This window comes from bacterium (genome assembly GCA_021372615.1).
Classification (GTDB): domain Bacteria; phylum Armatimonadota; class Zipacnadia; order Zipacnadales; family UBA11051; genus JAJFUB01.
The window spans coordinates 47,680-60,914 of sequence record JAJFUB010000169.1; the positions used below are offsets into that span (position 1 = coordinate 47,680).

Annotated in this window: 10 protein-coding genes; 7 read left to right on the forward strand and 3 right to left on the reverse strand. The window is 66.3% G+C overall.

What is annotated here, in order from left to right; all coding sequences use genetic code 11:
• Positions 1–238 precede the first annotated feature (238 nt).
• The 3 genes from LLH23_23665 (at position 239) to LLH23_23675 (ending at position 4,789) form a co-directional block, all read left to right on the forward strand.
• Positions 239–1,462, forward strand: a complete 1,224-nt coding sequence (locus tag LLH23_23665) for an anaerobic sulfatase maturase (GenBank protein MCE5241474.1) — start codon at positions 239–241, stop codon at positions 1,460–1,462.
• A gap of 156 nt (positions 1,463–1,618) precedes the next feature.
• Positions 1,619–3,112: an arylsulfatase gene (locus tag LLH23_23670; protein MCE5241475.1), complete on the forward strand. Its 1,494-nt coding sequence runs from the start codon at positions 1,619–1,621 to the stop codon at positions 3,110–3,112.
• A gap of 186 nt (positions 3,113–3,298) precedes the next feature.
• Positions 3,299–4,789 carry an arylsulfatase gene (locus LLH23_23675; protein MCE5241476.1) on the forward strand — a complete coding sequence of 497 codons (1,491 nt, stop codon included), beginning with the start codon at positions 3,299–3,301 and terminating at the stop codon, positions 4,787–4,789.
• 332 nt (positions 4,790–5,121) lie between these two features.
• Here LLH23_23675 and LLH23_23680 read toward each other — a convergent pair whose 3' ends face one another.
• Together LLH23_23680 and LLH23_23685 are read right to left on the reverse strand one after the other, a co-directional pair.
• Positions 5,122–5,799, reverse strand: coding sequence for a response regulator (locus LLH23_23680; GenBank protein ID MCE5241477.1), 678 nt, complete (start codon positions 5,797–5,799; stop codon positions 5,122–5,124).
• Positions 5,800–6,006: 207 nt separating this feature from the next.
• Positions 6,007–6,795, reverse strand: a complete 789-nt coding sequence (locus LLH23_23685; GenBank protein ID MCE5241478.1) for a hypothetical protein — start codon at positions 6,793–6,795, stop codon at positions 6,007–6,009.
• Between the two features lie 448 nt (positions 6,796–7,243).
• Between LLH23_23685 and LLH23_23690 the strand changes: the two genes are divergently transcribed.
• Positions 7,244–8,350 (forward strand): hypothetical protein, encoded by a 1,107-nt coding sequence (locus LLH23_23690; protein ID MCE5241479.1) that lies wholly within the window; start codon positions 7,244–7,246, stop codon positions 8,348–8,350.
• A 321-nt stretch (positions 8,351–8,671) separates the two neighbouring features.
• On the opposite strand, the gene LLH23_23695 is transcribed toward LLH23_23690, so the two are convergent.
• Positions 8,672–9,586, reverse strand: coding sequence for a helix-turn-helix domain-containing protein (locus tag LLH23_23695; protein MCE5241480.1), 915 nt, complete (start codon positions 9,584–9,586; stop codon positions 8,672–8,674).
• 121 nt (positions 9,587–9,707) lie between these two features.
• Between LLH23_23695 and LLH23_23700 the strand changes: the two genes are divergently transcribed.
• The 3 genes from LLH23_23700 to LLH23_23710 all read left to right on the forward strand — a co-directional run bounded on the left by LLH23_23700 (position 9,708) and on the right by LLH23_23710 (position 13,233).
• Positions 9,708–10,955, forward strand: a complete 1,248-nt coding sequence (locus LLH23_23700) for a DegT/DnrJ/EryC1/StrS family aminotransferase (protein MCE5241481.1) — start codon at positions 9,708–9,710, stop codon at positions 10,953–10,955.
• Between the two features lie 188 nt (positions 10,956–11,143).
• A complete protein-coding gene (locus tag LLH23_23705) occupies positions 11,144–11,794 on the forward strand; it encodes a DUF1559 domain-containing protein (protein MCE5241482.1) in 651 nt (216 codons plus the stop codon).
• 197 nt (positions 11,795–11,991) lie between these two features.
• A complete protein-coding gene (locus tag LLH23_23710; GenBank protein ID MCE5241483.1) occupies positions 11,992–13,233 on the forward strand; it encodes an AAA family ATPase in 1,242 nt (413 codons plus the stop codon).
• Positions 13,234–13,235 lie beyond the last annotated feature (2 nt).

Consider the following 13,235-nt stretch of genomic DNA (forward strand, 5'->3'; position numbering starts at 1 on the left):
GCGGCTCTCGCCGCCTCGGTGCCGCCCGCCCGGCCGTCACAGCCGTTAGCTGAGAGTCTACCGGGCGAGTAAGGGAGCGTCTATGGGACCTAGGGCTAGCCCGCGGCTGCGGGGCGGCGAGGGGGCTAGGCCGAAGGTCTCATGGCGTATGCATCCCTCGTTCGCTACTATCAGGCTGGCCTGTGACGAACGCCGTGTCACCATCTCCGCCGCGCCTGAGGGAGACCGAATGGCCGCCATGCCCCAGACCACTCGCCCACCGTCTTTCCACCTGATGGCCAAGCCTGCCGGGGCCGCCTGCAACCTCAACTGCGCCTACTGCTTCTTCCTCAAGAAGTCCGCGCTCTATCCCGACGGACCGGCTCGGATGTCGGACGCGGTGCTGGAGAGCTATCTGCGTCAGACGATCCAGGCTCAGCAGGTACCCCTCGTCACGATCGCCTGGCAGGGCGGGGAGCCGACGCTGATGGGCCTCGACTTCTACCGCCGGTCTGTGGAGATCGAGAAGCGCTACCTGAAGCCCGGCACGACGGTCGAGCGCACGTTGCAGACCAACGGGGTCTTGCTGGATGAGGAGTGGTGCAGGTTCCTGCACGAGCACAGCTACCTGGTCGGCCTCAGTCTCGATGGCCCGCGAGAGCTCCACGACGTCTACCGCCGTGACAAGGCCGGCAAGCCAACCTTCGAGCGTGTGCTGCGTGCCGCACGGCTGATGCAGGAGCATGGCGTGGAGTTCAACGTCCTTTGCACCGTCAACGCTCAGAACGGGTCGCATCCCCTGAAGGTCTACCGGTTCTTCCGCGATGAGCTGAACGCGCGCTATCTGCAGTTCATCCCCATTGTTGAGCGCAACAACGCCAACGGCTTCCAGCAGGGAGACCGGGTGACTGACCGCTCGGTCCGCCCCCGGCAGTGGGGCCGCTTTCTGATCGATATCTTCGACGAGTGGGTGCGGCGCGACGTAGGTGAGATGTTCGTCCTCAACTTCGATGGCCCGCTGGCCAACTGGCTCGGCTCGCCTTCGACGTGCGTCTTCCGGCCGACGTGCGGCCAGGGAATGGCCCTGGAGCGCAATGGCGATCTGTACTGCTGTGACCACTACGTGGAGCCGGACTACCTGTTGGGCAACATCCTGGAGACACCGCTGGTGGAGCTGGTGTCCTCCGCCCGGCAGTTCCGCTTCGGTCAGGCCAAGCGAGACACGCTACCACGCTACTGCCGGCAGTGCGAGGTGCTGTTCGCCTGCAACGGGGAGTGCCCCAAGAACCGCCTCGCGCGGACGCCCGAGGGCGAGCCCGGCCTGAACTATCTGTGTGCCGGCTACAAGGCCTTCTTCAGGCACGTGGACCAGCCGATGAGGCTGATGGCGCAGTTGCTGCGGCGAGGTCGCGAGGCCAGGGAGGTGATGGGACTGCTCAGACAGGCTCAGCATGGCCATCAGGCTGCCGAGTGCCTTCCGTAGCACCCCGTGCCGGCGTGGCAGCGGGAGCTGACGTCAGCGCTACGACAGCAGAATGTGATGCCCGAACCAGGCGGCCCCTGCCAAAGGAGCCTGGCCGGGCGCCGCCGGGTCCGGCGCGCTTGGCAGAGTCCCCGGACCCACGAGGAGGGCTACTCTATGGCAGACGCAAAGAAGCCGAACATCCTGATCATCTGGGGTGACGACATCGGGTGGTTCAACGTCAGTGCCTACAACCTGGGCATTATGGGCTACCGGACCCCCAACATCGATCGCATCGCCCAGGAAGGGATGCTCTTCACCGACTGGTACGGGCAGCAGAGCTGCACGGCCGGGCGCGCGGCCTTCATCACAGGGCAGCAGCCGATCCGTACCGGCCTGACCAAGGTAGGCCTGCCCGGGGCGGAACAGGGCATCCAGCGGGAAGACCCCACCATCGCCGAGCTGCTCAAGCCACACGGGTACGTCTGCGGCCAGTTCGGCAAGAACCACCTGGGGGACCGTGACGAGTTCCTGCCGACGGTCCACGGCTTCGACGAGTTCTTCGGTAACCTCTATCACCTCAACGCCGAGGAAGAGCCCGAACTGCCGGACTACCCCAAGGACCCGAGGTTCAAAGAGCGGTTCGGCCCGCGCGGCGTCCTGCGCTCGTGGGCCCAGCCGGATGGGACACAGAAGATCGAGAACACCGGCCCCCTGACCAGGAAGCGGATGGAGACCTTCGATGAGGAGGTGACGGAGGCCGCGCTGGACTTCATCGAGCGCCAGGCCAAGGCGGATCAGCCCTTCTTCTGCTGGTGGAACTCGACCAAGATGCATGTTTGGACACACCTGAAGGAGAGTGCCCTCGGCGTGACGGGCGTCGGCCTCTACCCGGACGGGATGGTGGAGCACGACAAGCACGTCGGGCAACTGCTGGACAAGCTGGACGAGCTGGGCATCGCGGACAACACCATCGTGATGTACTCGACCGACAACGGCGCCGAGGTTCTCAGTTGGCCCGACGGGGGCGCCACGCCCTTCCGCGGGGAGAAGGGCAGCAACTGGGAGGGCGGCTGGCGGGTCCCCTGCGCCATCCGCTGGCCGGGAGTCATCAAGCCCGGCAGCATCAGCAACGAGATCTTCTGTCACCAGGACATGCTGCCGACCCTGCTCGCAGCCGCGGGCGATCCGGATGTTGTGGAGAAGCTCAAGCAGGGCCATCAGGTCGGTGACATGACCTACCGCGTCCACATTGACGGCTACAACATGATGCCCTTCCTGTCGGGCGAAGTGGAGGAGAACCCGCGCAAGGGGTTCCTCTACTGGAGTGACGATGGCGACTTGCTGGCGCTGCGGGTGGGATCGTACAAGACCCACTTCCTCGAACAGCGGGCCGACGGCGTTCAAGCCTGGGGCGAACCCTTCGTCCATCTGCGAGCGCCGAAGCTGATGCACCTCCGTAGTGACCCCTTTGAGCGGATTGACGTGGCCTGTCAGACGCTCGGCCAGCGCTGGGCTATCGATCACCTGTGGGTCTTCATCCCCGCCCAGGCGATCGTGATGAAGTTCCTTGAGACTCTGCAGGAGTTCCCGCCCCGCCAGAGGCCGGCGAGCTGGACCGTCGACGAGATCGTCCAGAAGCTGACCCAGGGGGCTCGCACCAACGGCTAGTGTTGTGTCCCGCGATTGGCTATGTGGTCCCAGTAGCGCGGGCAGGCGAGCCGCCTGCCCTACTGCACAGCCCCTAGCCATCACCGGGACAGCACACTAGGACCAGATCCGGGATGGTGCCGGCAGACCCGCCAGGGGCATCGCCAGCGCCATCCCGCCAACACGAAGTTGAAGGGAGATATCTGCATGGCCGCCCAACCCAACATCGTCGTGATCTGGGGCGACGACATTGGCCAGAGCAACCTGAGTTGCTACACGCGAGGACTGATGGGCTACCAGACGCCCAACATCGACCGCCTTGCCAACGAGGGCATGCTATTCACGGACTACTACGGGCAGCAGAGCTGCACCGCGGGCCGAGCCGCCTTCATCACCGGGCAGACTCCGTTCCGCACCGGTCTCACCAAGGTGGGGGTGCCAGGCGCCGACATGGGCCTGCGGCCCGAAGACCCGACGCTCGCCGAGCTGCTCAAGCCGCACGGCTACGCCACAGCGCAGTTCGGCAAGAACCACTTCGGTGACCGCGACGAGTATCTGCCGACCAACCACGGCTTTGACGAGTTCTACGGGAACCTCTATCACCTCAACGCCGAGGAAGAGCCGGAGTTGCGGGACTGGCCGCCGGACGCCCAGTTCCCGAACTTCCGTAAGGTCTACGCCCCACGCGGCGTGCTGCACTGCTTCTCCGATGGCGGGATCGAGGACACCGGTCCGCTGACCAAAAAGCGCATGGAGACGATCGACGACGATGTGGCCGAGCGGTCGGCGAACTGGATCGAGGCACAGGCTCAGGCCGGGGTGCCTTTCTTCGTCTGGGTCAACTTCACCCACATGCATCTGCGCACCCACGCCAAGCCTGAGAGCCTCGGACAGTCCGGGCTCTGGCAGTCGGAGTACCACGATGTGATGATCGACCACGACAGGAACGTCGGCACGGTCCTGGACAAGCTCGACGAGCTTGGCATCGCCGACAACACGATCGTGTTCTACAGCACGGACAACGGCCCGCACATGAACTCCTGGCCCGACGGCGGCATGACGCCCTTCCGTAGTGAGAAGAACAGCAACTGGGAGGGGGCCTTCCGCGTCCCCGCGCTGGTGCGGTGGCCCGGCAAGATCAAGGCCGGGTCGGTCTGCAACGACATCATGGCCCATCAGGACTGGGTCACGACCCTGCTGGCTGCTGTCGGCGAGGCCGACATCAACGAGAAGCTGCAGAAGGGCCATGAGGCGAACGGCAAGACCTTCAAGGTCCACCTCGATGGCTACAACTTCCTGCCCTATCTGCTGGGTGAGGCGCCGCACGGACCGCGGCAGGGGTTCATCTACTTCTCCGACGACGGTGAACTCGTTGCCGTGCGCTTCCACAACTGGAAGGTCGTGTTTGCTGAACAGCGCCGGACGGGGACCCTGGCCATCTGGGGTGAGCCGTTCATCCCGCTGCGCTTCCCCAAGCTGTTCAACCTCCGTTGCGACCCATACGAGCGGGCCGACATCACCTCCAACACCTACTACGACTGGCTGCTGGACCACATCTTCCTGCTGGCCGCAGCGGCCGTCATCGTGGAGGAGTTCGTCAAGACTTGCGAGGCGTTCCCGCCGCGCCAGAAGCCGGGGACCTTCACGGTCGATCAGATACTCCAGCAGCTGCAGAACCCGCACGCCGGCGCAAGCTGAGCGGCGTCGCCAGTACGCGGCGCGCCTACCTCGCCCCGCGAGCCGGTGTTGCTTCCGGGACAGAGCGCGAGTGCCCGCCCCACATCAGGGGCGGGCGCTCTTCTTGCAGGTCGCCATGGTGGGCTACTTCAACTCGTCCGGCCTGTCTCCCGCCTTCGGCGGGCGCTTGGCCTCCCGCAGCGCAGCAATGGACTGGGGGTCCGGCCTCCCCCCAGGGTTCATCCCGCGATGGACGTGCCGCCACGCATGGTTGTACTGCCCCCGTCGGTAGGCCACCTCGACCAGGGCGAGGTGGACCTGGGCGTTGTGGGGGCTGAGCGCGGCCGCTCGGCTCAGGTTGGTCGAGGCGTCGCGGGCGTTGGCGGTGGGGTGAGGCTCGCGCCCCAGTCCGTCTGCGGCTGCTGCTCAAGCACCGTGAGGGCGCGCACCAACTCGGCGACCGAGTTGACCTGCATGAGCTGCATCAGCTTCGCCCGATGCACCTTCACAGTCTTCTCCGTGATGCCCAGAGCCGTACCGATCTGCTTGTTCAGCAGTCCCTGCGCGACCAGGTGCATCACCTGACGTTGGCGCCGACTGAGCCGAGCCGCCCGGGCGCGGATGTCCGCCGCGTCCCTGGCCCGGCGTCGCCGCTGCCGGCTCACTGCGAGGCACTCGACGACGGCGTCCAGCAACTCGGCATCGCCGAAGGGCTTGGGCAGGAGGTTGATGGCGCCGCCCCTCAGCGCGCGCACGACCGTAGGGACGTCCGCATGGCCGGTGATGAAGACGATGGGGATGCTGTTGCCCCTCTCGATCAGAGCCTCCTGCAACTCCGTACCCGTCGCGCCCGGCAGGGCTACATCCAACACCAGGCACGATGGACCATCGGGGGACTGAGCCTGCAGGAACTCCTCGGCGGACGCAAAGGCCTCCGTACGCAGGCCGGCCGAGGCCAGCAGCCTTGTCAGGGCGCGACGTACGGATGCTTCGTCGTCAACAACGTAGACCACGGCCTCAGGGTCTATCATGGTCGTGTGCCCCCCTCTGCGGGCGCGCCAGGTGGCCCGCGAGCGCTAGGGTGCTGACGATACGCCTTCGGACGTTCGCTGGCCGGAGGCCGACTCCCTGCCTACAGCGGGGCGGGCCGCACCTGTCCTGGGGAGGTAGCACACGAGGACAGGGGCGCGGAGGCCGACCTCCGCGCCCCTGCTTCTACCGGTTCGATGGCGTCTAGGCTACCAGCCGTAGATGACCGAGAAGGTTGGCCCCTTGCTCTGGTAGTCCAGCGTCGCATCTCTGTCGCCCAGATCATCGTTCCTGAGGCCGAACCAGCCGTACCCGGCTGTGACAGAGAAATGCTGATCGATCGTGTACACGAGGCTCGGCAGGGCGTGCCACGTCGCTTCCGAACCGATCCCGAAACCGCCGTAGTCGCCCTTCGCGATGAAGGCCCACCGCCTGTCCAACGGGATGACCGCCGTGACACCGACAAACGGCTCGACCCAGCTCTCCGAGAAGCCTCCCGAGTGACTCACCGCCGCATAGTCCACGTCTACGTCGAGGTCCAGCGTAGTCACACGGGCGCCGATGCTGCCGTTGATCAAGGTGGGGGGACCGGGCTTGGAGGTGAGGGGCCCTGCCCACAGGTTGCGATCCCAGCCGACCTCATACAAGTTCTGCGTGAAGCTGACGGCGAGGTGCACCGGACTGGCAGCGCCAGCCGGCTGCGTCGTGCCTGAGTCCTCGAGGTTCAGGAGACAGATGTTGAGGAAATAGGTGTCTTTCCCCTTGCTTGCGGAGGCGTTCAGGTTGAGGCCCGTGGCGTGCTCAACGACGTCGCTCGCGTCGATCTCGAACGGGAGCTCGAAGCCCCCGACGATCCACTCCCCGGTCAGGTCGCCCAACATGCCGCCAGTGCCAACGCGCCATCGCCATTCATCCTGGCCCTGCGCGCTGGCCGCCGAGCAGACGACCAACCCGGCGATCAGTGCGGCCACTGCTGCGATGCCCAGTCGACTTCCCATAGTGTTCCTCCTAGGACCGACATGGTTTGTTGCGACCGAGGACGCTGGCTGCTCCCTGGCCACACGAATACCCGAGCCTCCGCCTCACGGCGACACCATCGCGGCCCGCGCGCCGGGAGGGGCCACCGGTTCCGTCCACATGCCCCGAGCGCGGCGACCGTCGAGTAACGTGCCAACGACCCGCAACACGTGCCCCGGGCTCGCGTCAGGCGACACCCACTGGCAGGATGGTATCGCCCCGACGCACCGACGAGCAATGGGACCTTGGTCCACTCGGCAGCCACACGCTCACCATCCCCAGGTGAGGGCCTGGAACGCGCACCCTCGCTTCCTGATCTTCCCGGTCGCACATGACCTAACGTCCCATTGCTGCGTCCGGGCGTCCGACCTATGCTGGTCTCGCTGGCGCAGGGCCTGCGCGGCAGTCGTAGACGATGGAGGCGAACTGATGCGACCGACAGTGGTCTGGTTTGGCCTGTTGGCAGTGCTGCTCAGCCCGTTCGCGGCGCTCTCGGCGCCGACAACCATCGCCGATGGAACGCCCATCGTCCTGCAGCTCCCCACGTCTCTGACGTCCGGTGTCCCCAAGGTCGGCACACCCGTGCCGCTCATCGTGCGCGACACCGTCCACGACGCCTCCGGTCAGATGCTGGTGGGTAACGGCGCTGTCGCGTCCGCAACGGTCACGCTATCGAGGGGAGCGAAGCGGCTGTTGCAGCCGGGCGCACTGGACTTCATCGTCAAGTACGTGTCTGCAGTGGATGGCACGAGGCTGATCGTGCGGGGCATGCAGCACAAGGTCGGCACGACGGTGCGGCCGGCCGCCCGCATGGGGATCGCGTTCTTCCTCAAGCCCCTCATGCTGGCTAAAGGGAAGAACGTGACAATCCCCGCAGGCCTGCAGTTCCCCGTGTATGTAGACGGCGACCAGAAGCTCGAAGGGGCCTCCGCTCCGGATGCCCCCCTCCCCCTGGTCACGACCGACCTCGTGAGCCTGTGTGCGGGTTCAGACAACGTCACATACAGCTTCACCCTGACCAACCCAAACAGCGCCCACGGGCTGCGCGGCGCCGCGGTAACCGCTGCGGTGCTCGATGCCAGTGGGGCGGTGATCGGTACCAGTGCCAGCCTCGACCCCGGCGACCCGCAGCAAGTGATCTGCGCGCTGCAGCCAGGCCAGACCCGGACATATGTCAGGCGGGTCGGTTTCCAGGGGACTTACGGGGGAACCCAGGTCCACATCGCGCAGCCATGGGAGAAGTGGACCGAGCCCCAGGCTCCGCCGGCCGGAGTCCGGGTGCTCTATTCGGAGTGGCAGGGCGCGAGCGCCATCAAGGGCATGGTCCGCAACGAACAGCAGACCGCACTCCGGAACGTCCAGATCATGGTGACGGTGCGCCAGAAGGGCGCCATCGGCGCGATGGGTCTGGCGACCCTCGACCGCCTCGACGCCGCCACCAACCGCGACTTCCGGGTTGACCTGGTTGGCTCTACGGAGCCCGGCGGACCGTACGACATCACAGTTGAGGCGCAGCCCGTACCACCGAAACCGTGATCGCTCGCAGTGGCAGCACAGACGAGGCGGCCGGCGCCGGAACTCCTGGTGGGATCTGCTCTTGAGTACGCCCCGGTTCTCCAGGCTGATCATGCAGGCGTGCACGCAGCCTCGGCCGCAGCGCACGGCGCTGAGAGACCTCACCGCGGATGGCACAGACACGGGGGCTGGGGCAAGCGACCGACAGTGACACGGCGTCTGGCGCCGCTCTGAGGCACCGCTGCTCGCGCCGAGAGCGAGGGCCGGTGTGTATCTCACGAAGCGTCGCGCACGACACCCAGGACCTGTCTCTCCTAGTGCGCAGACTTGTGCACGTCAGTACTACCCCTCGTCCGCCACGTCCTCGGGGAACGTCCCGCCCCATACGTAGTACCCGCGCCGCTGCCCCTGTGTGCGAGCCCAGCGCGAGAACGAGGCGGGGCTCGAGAACCCCAGCGTCGCAGCGATCTGGTACTGTCGCAGGCCGGCGTACACCAGCTCATGCACGCGCCGCCACCGGCACTCATCCAGGTAGTCCTGCACCGTGCGGCCCGTCCAATGGCGGAACAGCCGCATGAAGTGCGACTTGCTGTAGCCCGACACCCGGGCCAGCTCGGCGGGCGTGAGCTTCGCTCCGCCCGTCTCCTCCATCATCTCCTGGACCATCCGCACGATTCGCTGCTGCACCCGGCCCTCGGGGAAGCGGTCCGACTCGTCCCCCTGGCTGATGAGCGCCGCGACGAGCAGTTGCACCCCGGCGTGCAGTTGCATGCTCCGCACATCCGTCCGCCGGGCTCCGGCTTCGAGCAGGTCCACCACCGGGTTGGCGACCATGAGCCCGCTGTCCTCGGCCATGACCAGGTGCCCCATCGTCTTGCGACCCCGGGGCAGGTCCGGCCGGAACTGCGTCACCCGCGCCACGAACTTCCGCCCCATCAGCACGATCCACAGCATCTCCGTCTCCTGCCCCCACTCCGGCATCTCCAGGTCGTGGGTCTCGTTCGGGCCAAAGCAGAAGATCGTCCCGGAGGTGTACGGGTAGACCCGCCCCTCGTAACCCATCAGCCCACACCCCCTCAGCACCACCATGACCTCCGTGTGGCTGTGGCTATGCGAGTGGTCGGCCATCCAGCGCTTGTGCCGACGGTCCTCCACCCACTCCACCTCGCGGGGAATCTGCCGCGACACGAGGCGCCAGCGGCGCCAGTCCAGCAGGATGTCGAGCATCGCGGGGGTGAAAAAGCGGTTTCTTCTCATTTCGACCCCGAAATAGCAACATTGGTTAACTTCAGTCGCATCGGTATATTGGCTTTTCGGGGCGGATTTCCTACCATGTCCTCAGCCCGATCCGGGCCAATGCCATTCGGAGGCCAAGCCCATGCCTGCGCCCCTCGCCCTCACCGGCGGCAGCCCCGCCGTCACCCTCAAGCCCCAGCCCTGGCCCCTCATCGGCGATCAGGAGGTCCAGTGGATGGAGGAGGTCGTCCGCTCCGGCAAGTGGAGCTGGATGGGCCCCCACGAGACCGCCTTCACCGAGGAGTTCCGCCAGTTCCTGGGCGCCAACTACGCCATGTGCGTATCCAACGGCACCGTCTCGATCCAGTGCGCCCTGCAGGCGGTCGGCGTGGAGCCGGGCGATGAGGTCATCGTCCCGGGCCTGACATGGGTCGCCACCGCCCAGGCCGCCCTGGACATCGGCGCCCAGGTGGTGCTGGTGGACATTGACCCCGAGACGCTGTGTCTGGACCCGCAGGCCGTCGCCGCGGCCCTCACCCCCCGGACGAAGGCGATCATCCCCGTCCAGCTCTACGGCTGCATGTGCGACATGGACGCCCTGGGCGAGCTGGCCCGCAAGCATGACCTGAAGATCGTCGAGGACGTCGCTCACCAACACGGGAGCCAGTGGCGGGGCGTCGGCGCCGGGGCCCTGGGCGACGCCGGGAGCTTCTCCTTCCAGCAGTCGAAGGTCCTCACCAGCGGCGAGGGCGGGTTCGTCACCTGCCGGGACGAGGAGGCCTTCCAGGTCGCCTTCGCGCTCAAACAGGTCGGCTGGACGCCCCCGCCGGACATGAAGCCGGCCGGGCATTACGGCCACAACTACCGCATCACCGAGATGCAGTGCGTGCTGCTGCGGGGCGGCCTGTCGCGCCTGCAGGCCCAGACCGAGCAGCGGGACGCCAACGTCCAGGCCCTCGCCGCCGGGCTGCAGGCCCTCGGGGGACCGCTCCGGGCTGCCCGCCGCGACCCGCGCGTCACCCGCCAGGCCTACTACGCCATGACCATGGTCTTCGACCCCGCGCCGGCCGAGGGCGTCACCCGCAGCCAGTACCTGCAGGCCCTAGCCGCCGAGGGCTTCTACGCCGGCGAGACGTACGACCCAGTCTACCGCAACCCGCTGCTCAACCTGTACGACCGCACCAGCCCGATCCCGTACCGCCAGGACGTGCCGCAGGACTACGCGAGCCTGCGCCTGCCCGGCTGCGAGCAGGCCAAGTGTGAGACAGCGGTCGTGATGAGCCACACGCAGCTTCTAGCCGAGCAGGCGTTCGTCGGGCAGTTGCTCGAGGCGGTGGGGAAGGTGAACGGGCAGCTCGAGGCGGTCAGGAAGCACTTCGCCAGCCAGTAGGGCAGTCTGTGCTGTCGTGTATGCGAGCGGTCACCGACCGCGATCTGGCCGGACAGGTCGCGGCTGGCGACCGCTCGCAGAGGTTCCGCGCCGCTTCGCTTGGGCAGGTGGTGGTTGCGTGGCGCCCGGTCTTGGGTATAATACCTGTGCGCCCCTTGCGGGGCGCTATTATTGTGAGAGGTGACAGCATGACCAGACGTGGCTTCACGCTGATTGAATTGCTGGTTGTGATCGCGATCATTGCTATCCTGGCAGCCATTCTCTTTCCCGTATTCGCCAAGGCGCGCGAGAAGGCCCGGCAGTCGAGCTGCCAGTCGAACCTCAAGCAGATCGGCATCGCCTGGCTGATGTACATCCAGGACTACGACGAGACCTGTCCGCCACTGTACATCCCCACTCCCGGCTACTCGGGCAACTACCTGCATGTGCCCGAGCTGCTGTACCCGTACCAGAAGAACGCGCAGATCTGGCGCTGCCCGAGCGAGTCGGCCTCGTACCAGACCTTCGACAACAGCATCCAGTGCACGTACGGCTACAACCAGAGCCGCTTCGCCGGCAAGACGGACTTCGACTCCGGCACCATCGGCCTGGCGGCGCTGGAGGACCCGGTGGGCACGATCATCTTCATTGATGACACCAATCTGTACGCGGGCCCGTACAGCCCGGCGGTCGCCGCCGGCTACAACCCGGCGCAGGGCGTGCTCAACAGCGAGAGTGACACGACCGGCACCCGCGCCAAGTCGCGGCACAACGAGATGTACAACATCGCCTTCGCGGACGGCCACGTGAAGTCCATGAAGGACACGTATTACCGCAACTGGTCGTACTGGATGGACTAGGCGCAGGCGAGGGGGACTGAGACGCAGTTGGGGCGGACGCCAGCGATGGTGTCCGCCCCGGCGGTTCTGAGGGGGCAGGGGGTAACGGCCGTCGAGCAGCGACAGGTGCTCGCAGGACTGCAGTCAGTGGGAGGCGAATACGATGGTGCGGCACCAGCGGCGGGAGCCGCGGGCCAGCACGAGCAGGAGGGTGTGCCATGGCGGACCTGTGGCCTGCCAGCGGCGGTGTGCCTCGCGTCGAGTCACTGCGTGTGCAGAACTACCGCGCACTGCGTGACATAGAACTCAAGAGCCTCACCCCCCTAACGGCATTCGTGGGGGCGAATGGTAGCGGCAAGTCCACCGTGTTTGACGTGTTCGCCTTCCTATCCGAGTGCTTCACCGAGGGGCTGCGCCGCGCTTGGGACCGACGAGGGCGCTTCCGGGAGTTGAGGTCCAGAGGCGCCGAGGGACCAGTGGTCTTCGAACTCAAGTACCGGGAGAAGCCGCGCGACCCACTGATCACCTACAAGTTGTCGGTGGACGAGAACCTGCAGGGGCCATTTGTCGCCGAGGAGTCCCTGCGATGGCGCAGGGGCGCACACGGCAAACCCTTCAGGTTCCTCAGCTTCCACTCTGGCAGTGGGGAGGCGATTAGCGGGGAGATGCCTGACGAGAAGGATGAGCGAGCACACGAGCAGCTCTCGTCGCCGGACATGCTTGCCGTCAACAGTCTGGGTCAGTTCCAGAGGCACCCTCGTGTGAGCGCCTTGCGCGACTTCATCACCGGCTGGTACCTTTCCTACCTCTCCGCTGACGATGCACGGGGGACACCCGAGGCGGGTCCGCAGGAGCGGCTCACCCCACACGGTGACAACCTCGCCAACGTGATGCAGTTCCTCAGCGAGCAACATCCGCAACGCCTGGACGTCATCCGGCAGACCCTCATCGCCCGCGTACCCCGGCTCGAAGGCATACAGGCCCGCCCGATGGACGACGGACGCCTGTTGCTGCAGATCAAGGACGCGCCGTTCGACCGCCCGATCATGGCCAAGTGGGCCTCCGACGGCACACTCAAGCTGCTGCAGTATCTCGTCGTGCTCTACGATCCTGTGCCCCCAAAGCTCATTGGGATCGAGGAACCCGAGAACCACCTGCACCCGCGGCTGCTGCCGGGCCTCGCTGAGGAGTGCCGCAAGGCCGCTGACCGGGCCCAGGTTCTTGTCACAACGCATTCGCCCTTCTTTGCCGACGCACTACGGCCTGAAGAGGTCTGGGTGCTGTACCGCGACAAGGCCGGCTACACGCAGGCGAGGAGAGCGGCCGACATGCAGGGCATCCCGGACTTCATACGCGAGGGCGCCCAACTGGGTGATCTGTGGGTGGAGGGGTTCTTCGAGGTTGGTGACCCGCTGAGGGATTCCGGCGGTCCGGCCGCCCTGGGGGGGAGGGGGGAGTAGCG